This window comes from uncultured Endozoicomonas sp., from assembly GCF_947495845.1.
Taxonomy (GTDB): domain Bacteria; phylum Pseudomonadota; class Gammaproteobacteria; order Pseudomonadales; family Endozoicomonadaceae; genus Endozoicomonas.
In genome coordinates this window covers 50,082-73,390 of sequence record NZ_CANMAO010000007.1, presented here as the reverse complement: position 1 = coordinate 73,390, position 23,309 = coordinate 50,082, and the positions used below count along the sequence as shown (strand labels likewise).

Here is a 23,309-nt window from a genome sequence, read left to right as displayed (position 1 = left end):
AAGCAGCCAACAAAGTAGCAACTTGAAAGGCAACGGGTATAAACAGCTAACAGCATCTGGATCAGTTTATGAAGGATAAAAAAAATACAACGATTGCCATCGTCTGTGGAGGACCGTCTCCGGAGGCGCGTGTTTCCAGGCTATCTGCCGGCCGCATCACGCAACCACTGGAAAAACACTATGGCAATGTAGTAACTCTGGAACTTGATGCGGCACTTCCCGCCAATTTACTAACCCATCAGGTTGACGTTGTCTTCCCTGTCGCCCATGGCCCTATGGGTGAAGATGGCTGCCTGCAAGGAATGCTGGAAGTAATGGGCATCCCATATATCGGCTCTGGCGTACTGGCCAGCGCCTGTGCATTAGACAAAGTCGCTACCAAAAGAATCCTTCATCATGGCGGTGTACCGTTAGCGAAAGACTGCCTGGTATCAAGCGCTGAACCCATCAAAACGTCGGTAGAAAGATGCCTGGATACTTTAGGGGAGAGAGTGGTCATAAAACCATTTGCCCAAGGGTCGGGTATTGGCGTGCAGTTTGCGGAAGGAAAAAAAGAGTTGTTCGAACGGTTGGTTGAAGGTTTTGAGAAAGACCACCTCCTTCTCATCGAAGAGTTCATTCAAGGGCGAGAAGTCACTGCCGGTATTCTGGATTTGGATCGCACACATGTTTTACCGGTTATTGAAATCATCACCCCCAACAACGCCTGGTACGATTACACGCACCGATACACACCCGGGCTCAGTGAACACATCATTCCCGCTGGAATTTCCGACCAGCAGAAGCAAAGAGTGCAAGAGATAGCGCTTCAAGCACACCAGCTCATTCGTTGCAGAGATATAAGCCGATCCGATTTTATTGTTCCGGAGAATGGCGAACCGATATTTTCTGAAATTAACAACCTGCCCGGAATGACGCCTACCAGTCTTTTCCCAGATGGCGCAAAGCATGCGGGTATCGAATTTGAAAAACTCATTTGCGGTTTGGTTGATCAGGCATTAGAGCGAGGAAAAAATTCATTCATCAGGGATAATTACTGGCCAATACCAGAGTTAAATCTGTCAGCACATCTAGACTTGGAAAAGTAATCACGCGGAAAAAGTATGCAGCTCCTGAATGGCCTTTGAGCGTTTACCGTTCAAAGCTTCGGGAGTTATACGAACAGATTCGTCTATTACGCTATCAATTTTCTGCCGATCAGCAACCGAGGGTTTGGTTAACACATAGTTAGCCACATCTTTGCTGTTACCCGGATGACCGATCCCCAGGCGCAACCTCAGAAACTCACGATTATTTCCAAGCGCTGAAATAATATCCCGCAGACCATTATGACCACCATGACCACCGCCTTGTTTTAAACGGCCGATACCCGGAGGCAAATCAAGCTCATCATGAACAACAAGAATGGATTCGGGAGGGATTTTGAAGAAAGTTGCCATAGCGCCAACGGCCTGACCACTTCGATTCATAAATGTAGAAGGGTTTAAAAGGCGGACTTCTTGTCCGCCAATTTGTACGCGAGCTGTTTCGCCGAAGAATTTCTTCTCAGGCTGCAGAACAACACCACAGCTTCTTGCTAACTGCTCAACGTACCAGAAGCCTGCATTATGGCGGGTATCTTCATACTGCGAACCTGGGTTACCCAGCCCCACAACCAGCCGAACAGGCTGCTCTGAAGGTTTCGCCATAATGTCACGCCTCCTTGGCTGCTACTCAAGCAACAATGATTACTCTTCGCCAGCTTCTTCAGAAGACGCTTCAGATGCTTCGTCTTCTTCAGTTCCAGCACGAGTAGCCTGAACACTGGAGATATCAAGATCCTGACCGTGGTTCAGAACTTCAACACCAGCAGGAACAGCGATGTCGCTCAGGTGAACGTGACCACCCAGCTCAACGTTAGCCATGTCCACTTCGATGAACTCTGGCAGATCGCCTGGCAGACACTTGATTTCCAGGTCTACACGGTTGTGCACGATAGCGCCGCCCGCTTTAACACCAACACATGCTTCTTCATTGATGAAGTGAAGTGGTACGTTAGTAGTTACTTCGTGATCCGCTTCAACGCGCAGGAAGTCCATGTGCATAGCGAATTCTTTCGCTGGGTGACGCTGCAGATCTTTCAGGATAGCCTGCTGCTTGGCACCGTCTACTTCCAGAGTGACGATCTGGGAGTAGAAAGATTCAACTTCCAGCGCTTTACGGATGGCCTTGCCTTCCAGAGTGATTTGCAGAGGCTCGGAGCTACCACCATAGATGATAGCTGGAACCAGATCAGCACGACGCAGGCGGCGGCTCGCACCCTTCCCTACATCTTTACGTGCTACTGCACTTAATACGATTGCTTCAGACATGTTTATCTCCAGTAACACCACTGCTCTTGCGACCAGAAACAGCGGTTCTTTTAAAGGTGCGATATATTACAGAGATAGTGAAAAAAAGCAAAGCGAGTTTCAACCGTGTGGTCTGTGTTTATACCTGTCCGTAATCCGTAATCCGTAATCCGTAATCCGCAAAAGCGAGAGTGACTGCAGCTTTTTCGGACAACGGACAACATTAATTGAAATATGAAAGCTAATTGGGAGCTATTCCTAACGGCTTTCTGCTTTTATCATTGAAAAATCCATCAACCCGTAACGATCAAAGCTCACCCGAATATTCAACATCAAATTGATAATCGCACAGAGAATCATACTGCTGGCAATCCCCAGCATGATCATAAGCTGATACATCACCGCATCAACCGGTTCAGCACCACCCAGAATCTGGCCAGTCATCATACCCGGCAATGCCACCAACCCAAGCGTCGACAAGGTTGCCACCAACGGACTGATGGCCGACTTCAATGCCCCACGGATAAACGGCTGTAACGCTTCAAGACGGCTGGCTCCCAGTAACAAGTCACCCATATACTGCTCATACCGTTCAGATACCGAGCTGTAAAAACGCTCAAGGACCAGGATATTTCCGGTCAAACAGTTGCCCAACAGCATCCCCGCCAGAGGAATCAGGTAGCGCGAGCTAAACCATGGCTCCGGTTGTACCAGAACGATCATGGCCACCAACACAAGCCCGACACCAAAAAATACGCTGAACAGAGAAACCATGAACAACGAGGTTATCGATAGTCCAGCCCGACTGAGGATATGCCAATTAGCCACCAACAGCATAATAGCAAGCCAGAGCAGGTTAAGAACAAGGCTATTCTGCGCAAACAGAAACTCAAGATAAACTCCAATCATGGCCAACTGCAACGTCATCCGGCCAACCCCGACCAACAGATTTTTCACCAGATCCTTTAGCCCGAGACACCACAGCATCAGCAGAGGCAGTAACAGAACGCCATAAAAAATCAGCAGCTCGACAACACCAATTTGCCCACTTCCGCTCATGGTTTCATCACCTCCCGAATCGGGTTATCAACCACTGAAACGCCACCATCCCTGACCAGAATCGAGTGCTGACAGCCTGTTATCCAACGGGGGTCATGGGATGCTGATACCACGGTATAATCGCCTCCGAGCAAGAGATCCGTTACTTTACGGCAGGATTCATCGTCGAGGGCTGACGTAGGCTCATCCGCAACCAGTATTTTCCTCCCAGTCATCAACCCTCGCACCATGGAAAGCCGCTGCCTTTGTCCACCAGACAGTTGATTCAATGACGATGAGAGAAGCTCAATAGAGAGATCAAGCTGTTGAAACCAATACTCCACATCAGAATTCCTGAAAGGTCGATCACTCCACGCTTTCCAGGAAAAAGGACGGCTGAGATAGTCAGCAACGGATTCACCACCGGAAGGCGCCTGCTGAGGAATATAGGCAATGGATGAGCGCAGATGTTTTATCGAATCCTGGCAAACTGGCCGCCCCATAAAAAAGAACTCACCTGCCTGAAGATGAAAACCACCCAGCAAAAGCTTTAACAAAGAACTCTTGCCTCCGCCGGAGGGACCGACAAGAACAAAACTATCGCCCCGGCCAATGGTTAAATTCACTCCGGAGAGCAGAGCCTTCTCCGAAACACCAATACCAACAGAAACAAGCTGAAAAACTGGATGCCCACCCATGACCAATATCTGACTTCAGTGCCTAATAAAAGGGAACAATATGGGAAGACTTAAGGAAAGGAAAGAAAAACCAACGACGTTAAAACCGAGGCCGGCAAGCCTCAACCAACGCCAATCATCGAGCGGCAGACAGCTACAGATTGGTGAGTTTTGCCTTAATACGACTAATCACCTCATCATTTTCAACAGAGACTTCCTTCATGACGGCCGTGAAATCATTCATGGCGTCTTCTCTATCGCGTGCCTCTGCTTTTGTGAAAGGAATTTTTATCCACTCATCCCTTATGTAGCCTGAATAGATACTCAAAACCCTGCCATTCTGCTCAAGCTCTTTGAGATCAGCTAAAACCGACACGGCAACTTCATCATTTGAAGCAATACTTTCAATAACCGCCCTCAATTGTTTAACCAGAGAATTACGGCCAGCAACGGCAATACCTCCTTTCAAACTTAACTGTTCTGTAATCTTCAAGGCTTTTTCATACTTTTGCCGATTCTCCTGGACAATCTCATGCTTTTTCTGCCTCATTATCCCTGCTAGCTGAGCAATAGACTCCTTAGAAGGATCAACTGATTTTTTGCCGCCCGCTCCATCCATTGGACTCTTTTTTTCCTTTAACAGGTTATGTTCTATAAAACGTAACCGCTTTGTAACCTCAAGCATTTTTTCATGATTTTCCCGGAGTTCCTGATCAACATCATTTTTCTCTTGTTCGAGCATCGCCTTCATCGGTTCATGGGAGCCTCTTGATAAACTCTTTGTTTGACTCTCCAATTCACCAAGGATCTTGATATTTTCTGTATTGATATCATCAACGGCTTGATGAAGCTGGTTAACATCCTCAAAGGAAACCTCATTCGATTTCACTAACTCCGACACTTTATCCAATTTAACGTTTGATTTACGGAGGTTATCCATAAAAGCATTATGTAAACGCCGACTATCACTAATTTCGGGTTTGTTTTTCTGCTGCCTCCTCCCCATTGCCAGCATCTCTTTATAGAGAACCTCTTTTTTGCCAACCTCATCATTCATTTGGGGTGAAGGAGCTTGATCTGTCGACTCCTTTGCCTGTGCCAGTTGCTCAAGTCTATCCAACTCTTTCATCCTGGACAGTATTTCATCTTTTGTTTTTGGTATTTGAAATTCGTCCTTCTCTCTTCTTTTCGCTTTATGGGCATGCTTAACTGACTGCTTATCTTCAGCCGATGTCGATTTTCGACTTTTGTGATGCCTGCTTTTTTTTGATCTCTTTCCCTTGTGGCCAGCCTTTGAATCAGGATCACTCTTATCAACTCGAGCTTTTATTTTTCTATCTAGAACAGGTGTTTCCTCAACCGTAGCCTTATCAGCCACGGCTCTACCTTCTTTCAAATGAGATTCTGGAGCAACTTGCTGGACACGACCTTGTGGTTTTGAGGGCGTTGACGCTTTTTCATCATTAAGTTGCTCATACTTTTCTATCTGCTTTCTAACCTGACCGTCCGAAGGTGGTATCCGTTGTGTCATGCCTCTCTCCCTGAAGCAGTTACTGTATCTAAGCCAAAATACGCAGGGCTGATAAATCAGCCCTGCAAACAATAACTATAAGACATTGATAACGGACAAGAACAAGGAAAGAGTACCGATGGCATGAATTACAGAGTTGAAGCCAGAAAGCGTGGTACTTTCTGGCTTCATTTGGCTTTGAGATATTCCGATTGACTCGGAATATGAGATCGGTTCCAACACCGTGTTTTTATCGACAAGATCATCATGAGCCAACTAGAAAATCATTGCAGACACCGCTTAACAATTAGCTATTGCCCGATCCAGCAGCCGATTTTTTTCTTCAAGCAGGCCAATAGGACCTGAAAAATCCCCATCACAACTGCGGAATATTTTGATAGCTCTATCGTTACCGGCAATTTCTGCTTCGATTTTTTTCAGATCTTCGTCAGTTAGCCGACTGCCGGCTGATACCATTTTCTGCCAGAACATTTCTCGCATTTCATCATCCGTAACATCTCCATTCATAAGGTCATCACAATAACTGAGAACCAAATCAAGAGGAAGATCCTGAACCGCATCAAGCTCCTCTTCAGCTTCAAGACGGTACTCATTTAGCAGCTTACCAACAACAAGGTCATCCTGACTCTCAACATTCAAAGCTTTCTTATCTTCGTTTGAAACCTGCTCTGCCACAGCCATCATTTTATTAATCAGGAGCTTACGTGCTTCAGCATTCATACCATCACTTAATAGCTTGTTGCAAATCTCAACGTTTAACGATTTAGAAAGATCTGAACCCAATAACTGAGTGAGTGACCTTTCTGGCTTCTCAAGTGCTTCTTTTTTTGAACCATTCGCCATATCGCTTTTAACCTCTCCCACCCCAGCTTTTAATTTCGCTAATTTTTCTTTCAATTGCCCATCTTTTTCTTCTTCAAGAAGCTCAATCCTTCCTTTAGACGCAGCCCCATCGCCAGAAGCCGTTGCCGGTCTTTTTCTGGAAACCGTTGGTGTGTAACGCATTTTTTTTGATGCTGCCTCGTCTTCTGAAGAGCCAGCAGATCTTTTTCTGGAAGCCACTGATTTTTTTACAGGCTCTTGTCTCTCTTTAACTGGCCATTGAACCTCATAAGAAAAAGGTGGTAAAGGCTGACTTTCAACTTCCTGCTGACTACTTTTAACAGGCCAAGTTGCTTTACAGAAGGAACCTGGAGAAGGTTCGACTTCAATTATGCTCTTACATCTTATATCGGTAGCTTTCATTTGGGTTGTCGGTTCTATCATCCGTTTTTTAGGCAGGAGAAAAACCTTAATTAGTTTATGAACACCTACTTTTCTACTCAACCACTCCACCAACCTACCGAATTCATTGATTTTCTTGACCAAACTGACTGGTAATTTACTTAGACTAATTCCACTGATGCTCATAATTCACCCCCATTCCGTAATTAAATCTAATGGGGTACATTTTAGGGAAAATAACTATTTGAATCTGTTAGACATAAGAAGTACAAAAATCGTGCAAAACAACCAATTTAACGCTTGGAAGGAAAAAAGCGGGAAGGATCGGATCAGACGAAAGTCGAAGAAGGCGCATAAAATGCGCCTTTATATTCAATTCACCGTTTAGTTTTTACTGAAACATAGCACTGATCGATTCAGCATTGCTGATACGACGCACAGATTCAGCAAGTAAAGGTGACATATCCAGCTGACGAATCTTATCCAGCGCCTGAGCCGCAGGGCTTAGAGGAATCGTATTTGTCACCACCAACTCATCCAGCTCTGAATTCACAATATTCTCAAGGGCACGGCCAGACAGAATAGGGTGCGTACAGTAAGCATAAACCGCCTTGGCACCTTTGTTTTTCAGTGCTGCAGCTGCCTGGCAAAGCGTACCGGCGGTATCCACCATATCGTCAACCAGAATACAGGTACGACCAGAAACATCACCGATGATGTTCATAACTTCACTTTTGTTCGCTTCCGGGCGACGTTTATCGATAATCGCCAGGTCAGAATTCAGACGTTTGGCCACTGCACGAGCACGAACCACACCACCATGATCCGGAGATACCACCATCACATCGCTGTAATTACGACGCTCAATATCGTCCAGCAGGATTGGGGAACCGTAGACGTTATCCACCGGAATATCGAAAAAGCCCTGAATCTGATCCGCATGGAGATCCACAGTCAGAACACGGTCAATACCCACACTGGCAATCATATCCGCAACCACTTTGGCGCTGATGGCCACACGACTGGAGCGAGGACGACGATCCTGGCGGGCGTAACCGAAGTAAGGCAGCACTGCCGTTACTCGAACCGCAGAAGAACGACGCATAGCGTCAGCCATCACCAGTAACTCCATCAAGTTATCATTCGTTGGCGCACAGGTGGATTGGATGATAAACACATCACGACCACGAACGTTTTCCTGAATTTCTACGGCACATTCGCCATCACTAAAGCGGCCAACATAGGCCTTGCCAAGCGGGATATGCAGGTGATTGACAACTTTTTGAACCAGATCCGGATTGGAGTTGCCGGCAAACACCATCATTTTCGACACGGGAAATCACCTTGGTTGGGTATTGGGCGGAGGTGGAAATATCGACTGGAATAGGGGAATCCAGACAATTTGAAGTCTGGACAGACCGCATCAGCGGGAACTGAGCGATCACAGCGCTTTGAAAAAGCGGCTGTATGAATATGGCTGGGGTGGAGGGATTCGAACCCCCGCATGTCAGGATCAAAACCTGATGCCTTACCGCTTGGCGACACCCCAGTAAATGTTATTCTCAATCCGTGCACAGTTCTGGCCGACTTATCGTAATAAATAGACTTAGTTAACAGCTGCAATCATCAAACGTTAACGGCATAGCCTGCGTTTTCCAAAGCACTGCACTGCATCAACCAGCGGTGAGCAATTCATGCCACGCGCCACAAAACTGCGTACTTTTGACAGCCCCGCTGCAGCCTCTCTGGACGAGAGCGCCATTTGAGCCGCCAATGCCTGTTCACGACTGGCAAACCGAGCAAACACAGATGCTCCCGAGCCACTCATAACAGCCTGTCCAATGCTGGAATCTGCGAGATTATCCAACAGCGAGAGGGTTTTATCAACCTCAGGGTAGAGCGATCGAACCAGAGGCTGAAAATCATTTCGACCCTCCTGCTCAAGAGCGGCGGCAACTTTAATGGGGGAGGAATCTCTTGTCAATTCCTGATGACCAAACATCGCCGCGGTGTTCACATGAACATCTGGAACAGCGACTAAAAACCAATATTCCGGTGGCGAAACCGGCGTGAGTATTTCACCAACGCCTTCCGCAAACGCACTAAAACCACGAACAAATACCGGAACATCTGCCCCGAGCTTTAACCCAAAGTCAGCCAGCTGATTCACAGATAAGTTTAAATTCCAAAGAACGTTCAGTGCCAGAAGCGTAGTAGCGGCATTAGAACTGCCACCACCCAAACCACCGCCCATAGGCATTTGTTTATCCAGAGCGATTCGGACCCCTTTCTGACAACCGGTTTGCTGTTGCAACAACCGGGCAGCCTTGACGATCAGATTATCTTCCGGAGCAACCCCAATAAGTTCTGTAGTGAGTTCGACATCAGAATCACTGAGAGTAAATGTCAGTTCATCACCGATATCCAGAAATTGAAAAAGGGTTTGAAGGTTGTGATAACCGTCCGCTCTTTTGCCCGTAATATAGAGAAATAGGTTCAGTTTGGCAGGGGCGGGTAACGTCAGCTCTGTCAGCATCAAGAAAATTCCATGCTTCAATTAGATCATTAAAGAGACCATTGGTTGATCAAGAGGTTGAGCCTTACCACTTTATTGGAAACGGTCAACCTGGTCGGCAACAACAGCGAGCCCGAAGGCTTGTATTGCTGATAGACAATGACCCAGCCCGCTTGTTCAATCTTTTCGGGATACCCCTGATTATTCAGAGTCAGCTCAGACGCCACCCCCTGAACAGGAAGCCCTTTGATCCAACGCCTGAGATAGCTGACCGGAAACTGCCAGCCGGTCATGGAATAAAGCAACATTTCTGGAGAGGAACCCACCATCGTATCTTCTGATGCCGTCACCGAGACTTGATTCTGATCACCGGAAATAGCGGCAATGGCGGCACCGAAAGGGCCATCCAGATAAATTTGATACTGAGCTTCCTGCTGGCTCCAATCGACAGATAAGGTGCCCGACTGCTTGGGTACCTTCAGGTTCAGCCGCCCACTCATCTGCCAGGTTTTCAGTGCAGCTAACTGCTGCTCATGACCTTGCCAGAGCTGGCGCCTCGCCTCATCAGACAGCTGAACACCCTGATCAACAGATCGGGACGCGCATCCGGTAAGCAGAAGCAAAAACAGAACCCGGAATAGGTTCTGCATAAAAAAAGAAAAAATAACCCGCACTTTTCCAGGCACTTACATATATTCCTATCTACTTCCTGATCGTACTCACCGTCTCAGACGGCTCAGCTAACGGGCCGCCAATCAAACGATCCACGGTTTCCTGTAATATCACACTATCAGGACTGTCATTCAAAGCCTCTGCAAACAACTGACGAGCGGCCTCGCGATCCCCTTTTGCCCACAACACTTCGCCAAGATGCGCTGCCACTTCTGCATCTTTGAAGCGCTCGTAAGCCATTTTCAGGTATTTCTCTGCCTGCTCATAGTTACCCAGACGAAACTGAACCCAGCCCATGCTGTCCATGATGGCGGGATCTTCACTGTTTAACGCAAAGGCCTGTGAGATTAACGTCTCAGCTTCCTTCAGGCGATCGGTTCGGTCTGCCAGAGTATATCCGAGCGCATTCATTGCTGCTGCATTATCGGGTTCTATGCGCAAAATCTCACGCAAATCTTTTTCCAAACCACCAAGATCATCCATTTTCTCAAAAGCCATAGCTCTGGAGTACAGAAGATTGGTGGACTCAGGGTTGGTTTTCAACCCTCTCTCAAACAACTCGAGCGCTTTTTCAAACTGATGATCGCTAACCAGCAATTCACCCTCGAGCAAGAACAAAGCTTCCATTTTGGCAGGATTTCTCTTTCTTGCCTTGTCAATCACACCACGAGCTTCTTCCAGCTGCCCTTGCTCAACCAGCATTTGAGTGACGGCGATCTGGGCTGCCATAAATTCTTTGCTGGGGCCTACGGAGGCGTAATAACTTCTGGCCGCCTGATACTTTTCCTGTTTTTCGCTCAGGCGTCCAAGGTAATAGTTCGCCGTACTGCTGCGCTGACCAAGAGCCAACAACTGCTGAAAATACAACTCAGCATCCTGATCCATATTATTTTCAAGGGTGATCAACGCAAGGGACAGCAAAATATCACTGTCATCCGGTGCCTGACGCTGAAGAATTTCAAACTGCGCCCGAGCCTCAACCAGCTTATCCTGTTGCACCAATATTCTGCCGTACAACAATCTCAAGCGGCCATTATCACTATTACGTTCAAGCGCACTGACCAGTAATTTTTCTGCTTCATCATTTCTGTTCAGCTGACTGAGCGCTCTGCCCTTAATCATAATGACTGGTGTATCACTACGGTCTTTTCTCAGCAACTTATCAGACAGCGTCAACGCTTGCTCATAGTCACCGACTTGATGAAACAGAATGGCTCGCCCAAGCATAAGCTCACGATTTTTGGAATACTGACCCTGCAAGCCATTCAACTGATCAATCAAAGCACGACGGCGGCCATCCGCAGCCTCACCATCCAGAGCACTCGCACCTCGAGCTAACATATCAAAGGGCGCACGTCCGCCCAGCTCCAGCACCTTATGCATTTGCTGAAAAGATTGCTCCAGCTGCCCTGCATAGACTAATTCAAGGGATAAACTGCTGATTGCTTCGAGACTGTTTGGCTGCAACTCAGACCACAACTGAACAGAATCAAGCGCCGCCTGCCTCGCCCCCACATAAACCGCTATTTGATAAGCCCGTTGCGCAACACCCGCATCTCTGGTGTTATGAGCCTGCTTTAAATAATTACCCAACGCCAGATCATAACGCTTACGATGGCCTCCCACTTCAGCCACCAGCAAGTCGTAAAGCGTTTCGGCATCGAAAGGTATGACCGGCTGATCATCCTCAGCAGCAGCCACAGCCCGTGTAGACTGGCCTAATTTGGTATTGAAGAATCCATTCTCGCTCAAGAATCCCTGACTGGCACACCCAGTCAGTAACACAACAAAAGATAGAGCAGCCCAACGCCCACCTTTCAGAAGAATGTATTTAGCGGCATTCAATATGGTCATGGGTGATGCGCCCTGTTCCCTGTCAAGTTAACTGATGAAGCTTTCATCGAAAGGCCACTACGGAACTTATGATAAAAAAGCAACAAAGAGAGTTTGCAGTTGCAAGCTTTCCATTGCAGAATTGATCGGCCAAAACACCTGCCAATCCAGCAAGCGCTGATAAGTTTCATAAGATTCTTTGCATGTATTTTGTGTGCATCTCATATAAAGAGTCACTTGAGACGGAACCCGCACTCTGGATTAATGGTACAAAAGAGCTATTACAGCCTGAACAGGATTTGCAACACACTATACCCAAAGGATTTCAAGTTGCTACGCGGCGGCAAGTAAGCGAAGCTCCGTGAGCCTACAACGAGTAGGTGATCGGTGTGAGCGAACGCGGCCAATAAAGTAGCAACTTGAAAGGCGACGGGTATATAAAGCAGTCAGGTAACAGTACAGTGACTGGCCTGTGGCATTTTCAAATTTATATTTCAAACTTATAGATGCTCTGTACGCATTATGTCGCATCTATGGTAGCAGTGAATCAGAACAGCAACAGAGGTCTGATGGGGTATTTTACCGCTGGCATTAATCACAGGACAGCACCAATTACGCTGAGGGAACAGGTTGCCTTTTCTACCGACCAGCTAGCTGATGCCCTTCAGGACGCCAGACAATACACGGGCATTGATGAAATTGCCATTCTGTCGACCTGTAATCGAACAGAAATCTACTGTGCCACTTTGCATAATGACGAAGACCGCATTCAGGATTACTATCAGCAGATTATTAACTGGCTGACTCGATATCACAGCATAGAGAGCCACCAGACCGGCAGCCAGCACCTAATCGAACATTCTTATTTCTTCCACGACCGGGAAGCCGTAAAGCACCTAATGCGTGTTGCCTGCGGGCTGGACTCCATGGTTCTGGGGGAACCCCAGATTCTGGGTCAGCTGAAAACTGCTTACGCCAGCGCTCAAGAGGCAGGTACCGCAGGCTCAGGCTTGAACCGACTGTTTCAGCACGGTTTCACCACCGCTAAACAGATTCGTACTGAAACCGCCATTAACCAGCAACCCGTGTCAGTAGCCTACGCCGCTACCCGGTTGGCTAAGCAGATTTTCGCCGACTTAAGTCAGAACACGGCGTTACTGATCGGCGCCGGTGAAACCATCGAACTGACAGCCCGCCACCTTTGCCAACAAGGTGTTTCCAATATCATTGTGGCCAACCGCACCATTGAGCGGGCAAAACGCCTGACGGATATGTTTGGCGGCAAACCGGTATTACTGTCCGACCTGCCCCAGGTACTTCATGAAAGCGATATCGTCATCAGCTCCACCGCCAGCCCGGTGCCGGTGCTCGGAAAAGGCGCTATTGAACGGGCATTGAAGCAACGCAAGCATCGGCCTATGTTTATGGTGGATATTGCAGTGCCCCGGGACATCGAACCGGAAGTCAGCGAACTCTCAGATGTATTCCTCTACACCGTTGATGACTTGCAGGATGTTATTGAAGACAACCTGCAACAGCGCAAAGATGCCGCCCAACAGGCAGAACGCATGATCGAAGCGGACGCCTTCGAATTTATGACCCGCCTGCGGGCGCTGGATGCGGTACACTTGCTGAAACAGTATCGCCAGAACACCGAGTATCTGCGGGACCAGGAGCTGGAAAAAGCCATGCAATGGCTGGCCAAAGGCGCAAACCCTGAAGAGGTTCTACAGCAATTCGCCCGCGCCATGACCAATAAAATGATGCATCACCCCAGTGTTCAACTAAAGCTGGCAGCCGCATCCGGTCAACATGAAAAGTTGCAGTGGGCCGAGAAACTTCTGGGTTTGGAAACCGACCCGACAACGTCTACTCAGGACGCTTAAAAGCGTTCTGTTCAACTGTTTTTTTTTGCTGATTCATCAATTGAAAGTGAAATGAAAGAATCCATTCTCTATAAGCTCGAAAACCTCAGCGACCGCTTTGAAGAGCTGTCTGCCCTGCTCAGCGATGCCAGCGTCATCAGCAATCAGGACCAGTTCCGCAAACTGTCCCAGGAATACGCTGAACTGGAACCTGTAGTCAAAGCCTACAAAGAGTACGCGCAGCTCATCAGCGACAAGAAAGAAGCCGAAGCCATGATGGCCGAAGGCGATCCGGACATGGCGGAACTGGCAGAGGAAGAACTGCAAAGCTGTAACGAAAGACTGCCCGAGATGGAAAGCAATCTCGAAGTTCTGTTGCTGCCAAAAGATCCAAGAGACGGCTTGAACACCTTCCTGGAGATCCGTGCCGGTACCGGCGGTGATGAAGCGGCTATTTTTGCTGGCGACCTGTTCCGAATGTATTCCAAATACGCAGAAAAGCGTGGCTGGCGTATTGAAGTCATCAGTACCAACGATGGCGATCACGGCGGCTATAAAGAAATCATCACCCGGGTGATTGGCAGTGATGTTTATGGTCGCATGAAATTCGAATCTGGCGCACACCGTGTGCAACGAGTACCTGAAACGGAATCACAGGGCCGCATTCACACCTCCGCCTGCACCGTGGCCGTTATGCCGGAGCCTGATGAACAGGCCGCCATTGATATTCGCAAGGAAGATTTACGCATCGACACCTTCCGTTCCTCGGGTGCCGGTGGTCAGCACGTCAACACCACGGACTCCGCTATTCGTATCACCCACATCCCCACTGGAACCGTGGTTGAGTGTCAGGACGAACGCTCCCAGCACAAAAACAAAGCCAAAGCCATGAGCTGGCTGGCGGCAAAACTTCAGGACGCTCAAGACAGCGCTGCCGCCAAAGAACTCAGCGCTACCCGGAAAAGCCTTGTGGGCAGCGGTGATCGTTCCGAACGCATCCGCACTTACAACTATCCGCAGGGTCGTGTGACGGATCACCGCATCAATCTGACGCTCTACAAGCTGCCAGAAATCGTTGAAGGTGAGTTGGATCCAGTGATCGACCCACTGCTTCAGGAACATCAGACTGAACAGCTGGCCAGTCTGGCGGCAGGCGAATAACCATTGAACGATTCCAAGCGGGTTCGCCGCATTGATCAAGTTCTGGCAGAAGCATCCCGCATGCTTTCTGCCAGTGACACGCCCAGACTGGACGCAGAGTTACTTCTTTCCCACATTCTGGATAAACCCCGCACCTATTTTTTCACTTGGCCTGAAGCCGAATTGAACGACGAACAACTGTCCCGTTTTAACGCTTTATTAAAGAAACGGATAAATGGAACACCTGTCGCTTACTTGACCGGTTACCGGGAATTCTGGAGCCTGCAACTAAAAGTCACAGACGCGACGTTAATTCCAAGACCCGACACAGAGCTTCTCGTTGAACTGGCACTTGCTCAGCAACTTCCTACCCACCAAGTAAATATTGCTGACCTTGGCACCGGCACCGGCGCCATTGCATTAGCGTTGGCAAAAGAGCAACCTGACTGGCAAGTCACTGCTGTCGACAAAAGCCCTGAAGCCCTGGCGGTTGCCAAAGAGAACGCCATCAGCAATGATGTTCAGAACGTACAATTTAACGAAGGTGACTGGTGCTCAACGCTCGCAGCAGACTCACTGGATATGATTGTCAGCAATCCGCCGTATATCCGCAGCGATGACCCACACCTGCAACAAGGCGATGTTCGCTTTGAGCCAATGTGTGCCCTTGCTTCCGGCGAAGACGGGCTAACAGATATTCGAACCATTGCCAGAGATGCTTTCAATACCCTGAAATATGAAGGCATGTTATTAATAGAGCATGGTTACGATCAGGGAGAAGCCGTACGATCCATTCTCCTTAAGGCAGGCTATTCAGCCGTGAGAACCGAACAGGATCTCGCAGGGCATGAGCGCGTCACACTGGCACAAAAACTCATGCACTAACGGCAAATTGGCGATAGTCATAATGAAGCTGGAAACGTTAAGTATTTACCCTTAATACAAAGCAAGGTTCAGTCAATATAAACTGAGCGCCATTTTTGCCCGCAGCGCCCATTAACACCACAACGGCGCTTCACCGCAAGTTTGCGGAAATGGATATGGGGCAACTGGCAACCGCCGGTTCGCTTAAGGCACTTGGAGACAACATGCTTGCCAGACGAATTCACAATTTTTTACAGCAGGATTACGCCATCGGCGTACTGCTCTTTATTGCCTCAGCATTGGCAATGGTGGCGGCTAACTCTTTCTTTGCCACCTGGTACGACGCCCTGCTCAACACCCCCGTTCGCTTTATGGTGGGCCCGCTGGACATCCACAAACCCCTATTACTTTGGATTAACGATGGCTTAATGGCGATCTTCTTCCTGCTGATTGGTCTGGAAGTTAAACAGGAGATTATAGAAGGCGAGCTCAGCTCCCCCGCTCAGGTGATTCTTCCCGGGATTGGCGCCATCGGCGGCATGGCGATTCCCGCGCTGTTCTACGTTGCCTTTAACTACGCTGACCCGATAGCCCTGAAAGGCTGGGCAATTCCTGCAGCGACCGACATTGCCTTTGCCGTCGGTATTCTCGCCCTGCTTGGTAAGCGAGCTCCCGCGTCTCTGATGACCTTTTTGCTGGCTCTGGCCATTATTGATGACCTGGGCGCCATCATTATTATTGCCCTGTTCTATACAGAAGACCTTTCGCTGATATCCATGGGCATTGGTGCAGTACTGCTGGCAGTGCTGGCCATCTTCAATTATCGCGGCGTCACCCGGCTATCCCCTTATCTGGTGGTGGGCACCTTACTCTGGATCTGCGTATTGAAGTCCGGCGTACACGCCACACTGGCTGGCGTATTGCTGGCCTTTACCATCCCCTTGAAAGCCGTTGACCAACGTGGACGTTCGCCTCTAAAGAAGCTGCAACACGATCTGCACAGTAAGGTGAATTACATCATCCTCCCGGTCTTTGCCTTTGCCAATGCCGGATTGGAACTGAACGCACAGCAGATTCAAAGTCTGTTTACGCCGATCCCCATGGGCATCGTCGCCGGCTTGTTCCTGGGCAAACAAATTGGCGTATTCAGTTTCTGCTGGCTGGCGGTGAAATCTGGCATGGCTAAATTGCCAACCGGCGCTGGCTGGATTCAAATGTATGGCCTGTCCATCCTCTGCGGCATCGGCTTTACCATGAGTCTGTTTATCAGCTCTCTGGCGTTTGAAAATGTGGACGTCAGCTACATGATTTCAGATCGGATTGGCGTACTGGCAGGCTCTATTCTGTCCGCCATCTTTGGCTTCGCCGTTCTTCATTGGGCTGGGCGCAAAAACGTCTAAACCTTCTGCAACACTGCCTCTAAAAAGAGTCAGTGTTGCCTGCAAATAAAAGCGCCTTTTCCCCCAAAGCTGTTAAACTCGCTTACCAAATAAACAATAACGTACTCAAAAGAAACAATGGCATTTACGCCAACTATATAGAACTAAGTAGTTGTGCAAATGGAATCGAATATTTCTGGGTGAGTGGACAGTTACTATGCAAGGCACAACGACGGGAGCATAGCCGTAGCTATGTGACCAGAGTTGTAACGCAGCAGAGTGGCTGGCCATTTGCTCAGAAAATATGATTTCATTTGGTCAACTACTTATATAGAACTAATTGTGGAACTGATTCGCCCATGAAAAAAAGAGGCATTCTGCTGGTTAACCTAGGGTCACCGAACAGCACATCCGTTGAAGATGTGCGCAGTTACCTTGATGAATTTCTGATGGACAAGCACGTCATCGACCTTCCCTGGCTGATTCGCCGGGCACTACTCAGCCTTTTTATTCTACCGACCCGCCCGGCAAAATCGGCTGAAGCGTATCAGGCTATTTGGACTGACGCCGGATCACCACTGATAGTGAACAGCGAAAAGTCCGCAGAACTTCTGCGACAGAAAACCACACACCCCGTCGAGCTCGCCATGCGTTATGGCAAGCCTGACATGTCTGCGGCACTGCAAAAACTGGCCAACGAACCGGACATTGAAGAAATCCTGCTCTTCCCACTTTATCCGCACTACGCCATGTCGTCGGTAAAAACAGTGATCGAAAGAGCACAAAGCCTGGTAAAAGAATTAGGCATCACCATTCCTCTCAACGTGCATCCTGTGTTTTATGACCATGATGAATACATTGATGCGCTGGTAACCAGCGCGGCGCCCTGGCTGGAAAAAGACTACGATCATCTGGTATTCAGCTACCACGGCGTGCCTGAAAGGCACATCCTGAAAGATGACCCAACCGGCAGCCACTGCCTGAAAGACAAAAGCTGTTGCCAGAAGACATCTGTCGCTCACAAAACCTGTTACCGCCATCAGGTTTACCAGACCACCGACGCCTTTGTGAAAAAAGCAGGCATTCCCGTTGATAAATTCAGTGTAGGCTTCCAATCCCGTCTGGGCAGAGCCAAGTGGCTGGAACCCAACACATTGGACGTACTGAAACAGCTGGCAGAAAAAGGCGCTAAAAAGGTGTTGGTGATCTGCCCGTCTTTTGTGTCTGACTGCTTGGAAACTCTGGAAGAAATTGGCATTGGTGCCAAAGAGGAATTTATAGAAGCCGGCGGCGAGTCTCTGGAGTTAATTCCCTGCCTCAACGAACACCCCGCCTGGATCGACCTTCTCCATCAATGGTCAGAAAACCCACTAAGCAACTAGCTCCACTTGGTAAGGGCGTTGAAAAATACGCCTTCCCACTAAAATCTACCTTGTCACCACCAAACTCTGCCTTTATAGTACAAATACCTAGCCGATCTATGTATCACAACTCCCAAGCGAGATGGGCACGATGAACAGGCAAAACCGCAGTAACCCAACAAAAGCAACCTTAATGGGCTTTCCCAACCTGCCCAGACAACGCTTTGCCCCTGTTCGCCTACTACTCCTACTGCCTTAGGGCATATTATCTTTTTATCTCCCGGACAACGGCCTGATGGCCTGACAGCAACGCACTTCTCTTGAAGCGCTTTGCCCAGTCGTGCGCTGCCTCTTCATATCGCATTGAAGCAGCATAAAAGAACAAAAAACAATCAGCCTTTCCGATCGAGAGGCAGGGATAAAATCATGAACAACAATCAGGTCGTTATTTTCGATACCACCTTGCGCGACGGCGAGCAAAGCCCCGGTGCTGCCATGACCCGGGATGAAAAACTGCGCATCGCCAAAGTGCTGGAAAAACTGCGAGTGGATGTGATCGAAGCCGGTTTTGCCATGGCCAGCCCCGGTGATTTTGAAGCGGTAAAAGCCATCGCCTCAACGATTACCGAAAGCACCGTTTGCAGTCTATCCCGCGCATTGGAAAACGACATTGATCGTGCAGCGGAAGCGTTGAAACCAGCCAAGCGTGGGCGAATTCATACATTTATCGCCACATCGCCCATCCATATGAAATATAAGCTGTGTATGGAGCCGGACGATGTGATCAAACAGGCAGTTTTTGCTGTTAAGCGCGCCAGAAATCATATAGATGACGTAGAATTTTCCTGCGAAGATGCTGGTCGTTCCGAGATAGACTTCTTGTGCCGTATTATTGAAGCCGCCATTGATGCCGGCGCTACCACAATCAACATTCCAGACACCGTTGGTTACGCTCTGCCCCATCAGTTTGGCGATACCATCAAAACGCTGATTGAACGGATCCCTAATGCCGACAAAGCCATTTTCTCCGTACATTGTCATAACGATTTAGGGCTGGCTGTGGCTAATTCCCTGTCTGCCGTGGTGAATGGTGCACGACAGGTGGAGTGTACAATCAATGGTTTGGGTGAACGGGCAGGTAACGCTTCGCTGGAAGAAATCGTGATGGCCATGCGCACCCGCTCCGATGATTTAGGTGTCACCACCGGCATTGATACCACTCAGATTGTGCCAGCATCTCGCCTGGTGTCGTCCATTACCGGATTCCCGGTGCAGCCCAACAAAGCCATTGTCGGGGCCAACGCTTTTGCCCACGAATCCGGCATTCATCAGGATGGCATCCTGAAACATCGGGAAACCTACGAAATTATGAAGGCGGAAGATGTAGGCTGGAACACCAACCGGCTGGTGTTGGGCAAATTGTCTGGCCGAAATGCCTTTAAAACTCGCATGGAAGAACTGAGCATTACTTTTGATACCAAGGAAGAATTGAACGAAGCCTTCCAGCGTTTCAAAGTATTGGCGGATAAAAAATCCGAAATCTACGACGATGACCTGCAAGCTCTGGTCAGCGATGTGCGCAGCAGCAATGAACTGATTGAGAAATACAAACTGATTGCCCTGAACGCTGGCTCCAGCATGGGGGAAACCCCGGAAGCTCGATTAACCCTGTTGATCAATGGCGAAGAGCAGGAAACTGCCAGCGCTGGCGACGGTCCTGTGGATGCCATTTTCAAAGCCATTGAGAAGTGCGCTAACTCCGATGCCAAACTGGCACTGTACAACGTCAGCGCCATCACCTCAGGCACCGACTCTCAAGGTAAAGTCAGTGTTCGACTGGAGAAAAATGGTCGCATCGTCAATGGCGCTGGTGCAGATACGGACATTGTTATCGCCTCTGCCAAAGCCTACATCCATGCGCTGAACCTGCTGGAAGCAGAAAGTGCCAAGGCAAATCCGCAGACCGGGCCTTGATGCAGCTTGGTAATCATGCCAATAGTGATTTTCAGTGGTACTATTGGCAATCACCAACTTTTATTCAGTCAGCATAGAGAGCCACCATGCCCGGCGATGCCAACCCAACCACCTCATCTTCTATTGATGAGCAGTACGCTCACCGTGAGCAGTTGCGGCAGGGTTATCTGGATGCCATGGGTATTCAGACTTGGTATCCCCGGGTGCAATTACTCAATGCCCGGGCGCCTCGGCCTTTTGACTGGATTCAGGAAGATGTTCGTGCGCTGAATAATGAGACAGCAACACCCGCAGAGCCCGTTACTCAAAACACCATCAGCCCAAGCCGCGAACCCACTCCGGATTACACCCCGACGCGAGCGGCGGATATTCTTGGTCAATTTTTGCCGCCTGCTCCAGAGCAACCTGCCGTTGAAGAGAAAACCGCACTCACCAACACAACGCCGGAACCTGCCAAATCGGTCAACACTGTAGTCAGCAAATTCCGCCTGATTGTTCAGCCGGTCACGGATGAATGCCTGGTGGTGGCGGAAATGCCACATTCAGGACTGAATCAGTTCAGTCGCTTTCACCAGCGTTTGTTGAATGATATTTTGCGCGCATTGAATGTCACAACGGATCAGGCACCCACTTTTCGGGAGTTCATCTGGCCCATGGCCGATAATCGAGGGCTGTTGAGCCGGATGAATCAGGACGATCACTCTGCTGCTGATGCCGTGCGTGCGTTTCTCAATAATCAGTACGGATTAACTCGCCGACGCACTATTTTGTTGCTAGGGCAATCTGCCGCCCGATTTGTGCTGGATCCGGAAATAGATTTCGACCACCTGCGAGGCATTCAGCAAGGCAACCAGCCGAATCAATATTTTGCTGTCACCTATGGCTTGAATGAATTGATGAAACAATCTGTTCTGAAACGGGAAGCGTGGCAGGATATTTCGCCATTATTGTCAATGCCCCGCGCTTAAAGACAAGTCACCGTTATTTATCACCTGCCTTTTTTGTTCACCTGATTGCTGTAATTTATGACCACATCCCCACTTACTTTCAGAGCCATACAAACCAGCGATCTTGATCAAGTTGATCAGATTGAACAACGCTCCGCAGAACACCCATGGCGTAGAGCGCATTTTGCCGACAGTTTGACGTCGGGTTATCGCTGCATATTAGTTGAGCAAAATCAGCATCCAGTGGGACACTGCATCATGATGATTGCAGCCGGTGAAGCCAGCATTTTGATTTTGACCATTGATAAAAACAGTCAGGGCAAGGGAATTGGCAAGCAGCTGCTGCAACACATGATTATGCAGGCCGGCCAATCTGGCTGCGACACGCTGTTATTGGAAGTGCGCAGGTCAAACCACAGAGCATTCAACCTCTACCTTAATGAAGGTTTCAGCGAAATCGGCGTTCGCAGAAATTATTACCCCACCAATAACGGTTCTGAAGATGCCATTGTAATGGCTATGGATCCATCGCTGTATTGAGATGCTATCGAAATAATCAGCAAACAAGGAATTACGCCTAGTTTGCTTACGCTCCAGCACGTAGTAAACGACACCTTGATCATATCTGCGCAATGGGGCTTCGTCTTCCCAGCATCCAGTTTATCAGCATTCTCAAATATCGTTTTCCATCGTTAAAAAAAACTACAAAATACGAGCTTTCCCCCCCTGCACAGCGGAAATTAGATCGGTATAATCGCGCCCCTGTCTCAGTCTTAGCTAGGTTACGAACGTTGATTATCTTCACTGTCACCAACAAAACCACCTCTCAAGTCTATGTTGGTTCTACCCGCAATGACCTGACAGACCAATGGGAAAAAATGGTGGCTGCTGCAGCCGAGCAGAACATGGACTACCCGCTGTACCAGGAGATTCGCATCCACGGTCGTGATGGTTTCGTCGTAGAAGAGTGGGACTTTGTTGAAGATCGCAATGAACTCATGCAACTGGAACAAGAAGCCATTGACTCCCTGAGCGCCAGAAGTCTGCGCGGCTATAAAACCAGCACCGTTAAAATTCAGCCGAAGAAGAAAACCCGTGTCAGAAAATCCAGCCTGGAAAAAGAGCTGGCGACACTGCTAGTGGACTCTGACGACGAGATCGATGCCTTCGAAGATCTGGACATCGGCGGCAAAAAAGAGAAAACCGAACAAACGACGACAACCGTTCATGCACCGGTGGAAACACAGCCACAAACAAATACGGTTAAGCCAACGTCAATCCGGTTGGAAACCACCACAATTGAGCAGCCAAAGCCTGAACCTTTGAAAACCGCTGAGGAAGCCATTGTTCGCCCGGACACCGGCTCTCAGGTGAACGCCGTTGTGCAGATGAACGACATCTGTCTGAGTGATGATATTTCTGCCCAGCTGGCGGCTATCACCGCAGCGGCTAATGCAGTGCTAACTGGCGAAGGGGATGCTGTTGAACTGTTGAATAGCAAACCGGTTGTACAGGAAGTAGTGAAGGAAGTCATCACCGAAGGCGTGGCCGAAGATGCAGCTGTCGTTGAGGTGGCTGAACCGGTTAAAGCAGCGCCAGAAGTTGCAGAGCTAGAAGTAGTTGTTGAGCTTAACCCAAGAGAAAGGCGCATCCGCGACGCCATTGAGCGCCACCGGAAAGTGCGCGCTCAAAAAAATACCGCCAGCCAAACCAATGACCGCCAGCATCTTGAACAACTGCTGGCAGAACTCAATGCCCGCGCCATGGGAATGACCAATTCCTCCATCGCCGCCGTCGCCTGATCCGTTTTTCTTCCTATACTGGTGTTTATGGACGACATAAACACCAAATCAACTTCGCACTTCCCAACTGAGCTCTCCAAAAAGCTCGGTAAAACCTGCAATACACTTCAGAAACTGGAACAGCGCATGGCGCTTATTGCTCACAAAAGTCAGCAAA

General features: G+C 48.8%; 20 protein-coding genes and 1 tRNA gene. 10 read left to right on the top strand and 11 right to left on the bottom strand.

The features are described from left to right. The first annotated feature begins 68 nt into the window (after positions 1-68). Positions 69-1,088: a D-alanine--D-alanine ligase gene (locus Q1B11_RS07320; RefSeq protein WP_299729898.1), complete on the top strand. Its 1,020-nt coding sequence runs from the start codon at positions 69-71 to the stop codon at positions 1,086-1,088. Here the strand turns inward: Q1B11_RS07320 and pth are convergent, their stop codons facing one another. The 11 genes from pth to Q1B11_RS07265 all read right to left on the bottom strand — a co-directional run bounded on the left by pth (position 1,089) and on the right by Q1B11_RS07265 (position 11,841). Beyond that, positions 1,089-1,688 carry an aminoacyl-tRNA hydrolase gene (gene pth, locus Q1B11_RS07315; RefSeq protein ID WP_067520460.1) on the bottom strand — a complete coding sequence of 200 codons (600 nt, stop codon included), beginning with the start codon at positions 1,686-1,688 and terminating at the stop codon, positions 1,089-1,091. It abuts the gene before it with no gap. A 39-nt stretch (positions 1,689-1,727) separates the two neighbouring features. Next, positions 1,728-2,351 carry a 50S ribosomal protein L25/general stress protein Ctc gene (locus Q1B11_RS07310; RefSeq protein ID WP_067520457.1) on the bottom strand — a complete coding sequence of 208 codons (624 nt, stop codon included), beginning with the start codon at positions 2,349-2,351 and terminating at the stop codon, positions 1,728-1,730. A 237-nt stretch (positions 2,352-2,588) separates the two neighbouring features. After that, positions 2,589-3,389: an ABC transporter permease gene (locus tag Q1B11_RS07305; RefSeq protein ID WP_299729888.1), complete on the bottom strand. Its 801-nt coding sequence runs from the start codon at positions 3,387-3,389 to the stop codon at positions 2,589-2,591. Then, positions 3,386-4,066: an ATP-binding cassette domain-containing protein gene (locus Q1B11_RS07300; RefSeq protein WP_299729885.1), complete on the bottom strand. Its 681-nt coding sequence runs from the start codon at positions 4,064-4,066 to the stop codon at positions 3,386-3,388. The genes Q1B11_RS07305 and Q1B11_RS07300 overlap by 4 nt, the downstream gene beginning before the upstream one ends. A 133-nt stretch (positions 4,067-4,199) precedes the next feature. Then, entirely contained in the window at positions 4,200-5,576 is a 1,377-nt protein-coding gene (locus Q1B11_RS07295; protein ID WP_299729882.1) for a hypothetical protein, read from the bottom strand. 279 nt (positions 5,577-5,855) lie between these two features. After that, on the bottom strand, positions 5,856-6,986 hold the full coding sequence (locus tag Q1B11_RS07290) for a hypothetical protein (protein ID WP_299729878.1): 1,131 nt from the start codon (positions 6,984-6,986) through the stop codon (positions 5,856-5,858). 205 nt (positions 6,987-7,191) lie between these two features. After that, positions 7,192-8,133, bottom strand: coding sequence for a ribose-phosphate pyrophosphokinase (locus Q1B11_RS07285; RefSeq protein WP_067518703.1), 942 nt, complete (start codon positions 8,131-8,133; stop codon positions 7,192-7,194). Between the two features lie 141 nt (positions 8,134-8,274). Next, positions 8,275-8,349: transfer RNA gene (locus Q1B11_RS07280), tRNA-Gln, on the bottom strand. Positions 8,350-8,433: 84 nt separating this feature from the next. Next, positions 8,434-9,336 (bottom strand): 4-(cytidine 5'-diphospho)-2-C-methyl-D-erythritol kinase, encoded by a 903-nt coding sequence (gene ispE / locus Q1B11_RS07275; protein ID WP_299729875.1) that lies wholly within the window; start codon positions 9,334-9,336, stop codon positions 8,434-8,436. Between the two features lie 29 nt (positions 9,337-9,365). Beyond that, a complete protein-coding gene (gene lolB / locus Q1B11_RS07270; protein ID WP_299729872.1) occupies positions 9,366-10,001 on the bottom strand; it encodes a lipoprotein insertase outer membrane protein LolB in 636 nt (211 codons plus the stop codon). 16 nt (positions 10,002-10,017) lie between these two features. Further along, positions 10,018-11,841, bottom strand: a complete 1,824-nt coding sequence (locus Q1B11_RS07265; protein WP_299729869.1) for a tetratricopeptide repeat protein — start codon at positions 11,839-11,841, stop codon at positions 10,018-10,020. 548 nt (positions 11,842-12,389) lie between these two features. On the opposite strand from Q1B11_RS07265, the gene hemA reads away from it, so the two are divergent. The 9 genes from hemA (at position 12,390) to Q1B11_RS07220 (ending at position 23,152) form a co-directional block, all read left to right on the top strand. Beyond that, the gene (gene hemA / locus Q1B11_RS07260) at positions 12,390-13,706 is read left to right on the top strand and encodes a glutamyl-tRNA reductase (RefSeq protein WP_299729866.1); all 1,317 of its coding nucleotides are present in this window, start codon (positions 12,390-12,392) and stop codon (positions 13,704-13,706) included. A gap of 51 nt (positions 13,707-13,757) precedes the next feature. After that, on the top strand, positions 13,758-14,846 hold the full coding sequence (gene prfA, locus Q1B11_RS07255) for a peptide chain release factor 1 (protein ID WP_299729863.1): 1,089 nt from the start codon (positions 13,758-13,760) through the stop codon (positions 14,844-14,846). A 3-nt stretch (positions 14,847-14,849) separates the two neighbouring features. Further along, a complete protein-coding gene (gene prmC / locus Q1B11_RS07250) occupies positions 14,850-15,710 on the top strand; it encodes a peptide chain release factor N(5)-glutamine methyltransferase (RefSeq protein WP_299729860.1) in 861 nt (286 codons plus the stop codon). A 95-nt stretch (positions 15,711-15,805) separates the two neighbouring features. Continuing rightward, entirely contained in the window at positions 15,806-17,089 is a 1,284-nt protein-coding gene (gene nhaA / locus Q1B11_RS07245) for a Na+/H+ antiporter NhaA (RefSeq protein ID WP_299729857.1), read from the top strand. A gap of 338 nt (positions 17,090-17,427) precedes the next feature. Next, a complete protein-coding gene (hemH, locus tag Q1B11_RS07240) occupies positions 17,428-18,450 on the top strand; it encodes a ferrochelatase (RefSeq protein WP_299729854.1) in 1,023 nt (340 codons plus the stop codon). A 405-nt stretch (positions 18,451-18,855) separates the two neighbouring features. Next, positions 18,856-20,403, top strand: a complete 1,548-nt coding sequence (locus tag Q1B11_RS07235) for a 2-isopropylmalate synthase (RefSeq protein WP_299729851.1) — start codon at positions 18,856-18,858, stop codon at positions 20,401-20,403. Positions 20,404-20,489: 86 nt separating this feature from the next. Continuing rightward, positions 20,490-21,371, top strand: coding sequence for a hypothetical protein (locus tag Q1B11_RS07230; RefSeq protein ID WP_299729848.1), 882 nt, complete (start codon positions 20,490-20,492; stop codon positions 21,369-21,371). A 57-nt stretch (positions 21,372-21,428) separates the two neighbouring features. Beyond that, positions 21,429-21,890, top strand: a complete 462-nt coding sequence (gene rimI / locus Q1B11_RS07225; RefSeq protein ID WP_067522170.1) for a ribosomal protein S18-alanine N-acetyltransferase — start codon at positions 21,429-21,431, stop codon at positions 21,888-21,890. A gap of 251 nt (positions 21,891-22,141) precedes the next feature. Continuing rightward, positions 22,142-23,152, top strand: coding sequence for a GIY-YIG nuclease family protein (locus Q1B11_RS07220; protein ID WP_299729840.1), 1,011 nt, complete (start codon positions 22,142-22,144; stop codon positions 23,150-23,152). Positions 23,153-23,309 lie beyond the last annotated feature (157 nt).

Bases quoted from the DNA above. Each gene is read 5' to 3' on its own strand.
- Q1B11_RS07320 (WP_299729898.1), top strand. From the start codon at position 69: ATGAAGGATAAAAAAAATACAACGATTGCCATCGTCTGTGGAGGACCG.
- pth (WP_067520460.1), bottom strand. From the start codon at position 1,688: ATGGCGAAACCTTCAGAGCAGCCTGTTCGGCTGGTTGTGGGGCTGGGT.
- Q1B11_RS07310 (WP_067520457.1), bottom strand. From the start codon at position 2,351: ATGTCTGAAGCAATCGTATTAAGTGCAGTAGCACGTAAAGATGTAGGG.
- Q1B11_RS07305 (WP_299729888.1), bottom strand. From the start codon at position 3,389: ATGAGCGGAAGTGGGCAAATTGGTGTTGTCGAGCTGCTGATTTTTTAT.
- Q1B11_RS07300 (WP_299729885.1), bottom strand. From the start codon at position 4,066: ATGGGTGGGCATCCAGTTTTTCAGCTTGTTTCTGTTGGTATTGGTGTT.
- Q1B11_RS07295 (WP_299729882.1), bottom strand. From the start codon at position 5,576: ATGACACAACGGATACCACCTTCGGACGGTCAGGTTAGAAAGCAGATA.
- Q1B11_RS07290 (WP_299729878.1), bottom strand. From the start codon at position 6,986: ATGAGCATCAGTGGAATTAGTCTAAGTAAATTACCAGTCAGTTTGGTC.
- ispE (WP_299729875.1), bottom strand. From the start codon at position 9,336: ATGCTGACAGAGCTGACGTTACCCGCCCCTGCCAAACTGAACCTATTT.
- Q1B11_RS07265 (WP_299729869.1), bottom strand. From the start codon at position 11,841: ATGACCATATTGAATGCCGCTAAATACATTCTTCTGAAAGGTGGGCGT.
- hemA (WP_299729866.1), top strand. From the start codon at position 12,390: ATGGGGTATTTTACCGCTGGCATTAATCACAGGACAGCACCAATTACG.
- prfA (WP_299729863.1), top strand. From the start codon at position 13,758: ATGAAAGAATCCATTCTCTATAAGCTCGAAAACCTCAGCGACCGCTTT.
- hemH (WP_299729854.1), top strand. From the start codon at position 17,428: ATGAAAAAAAGAGGCATTCTGCTGGTTAACCTAGGGTCACCGAACAGC.
- Q1B11_RS07235 (WP_299729851.1), top strand. From the start codon at position 18,856: ATGAACAACAATCAGGTCGTTATTTTCGATACCACCTTGCGCGACGGC.
- Q1B11_RS07230 (WP_299729848.1), top strand. From the start codon at position 20,490: ATGCCCGGCGATGCCAACCCAACCACCTCATCTTCTATTGATGAGCAG.
- rimI (WP_067522170.1), top strand. From the start codon at position 21,429: ATGACCACATCCCCACTTACTTTCAGAGCCATACAAACCAGCGATCTT.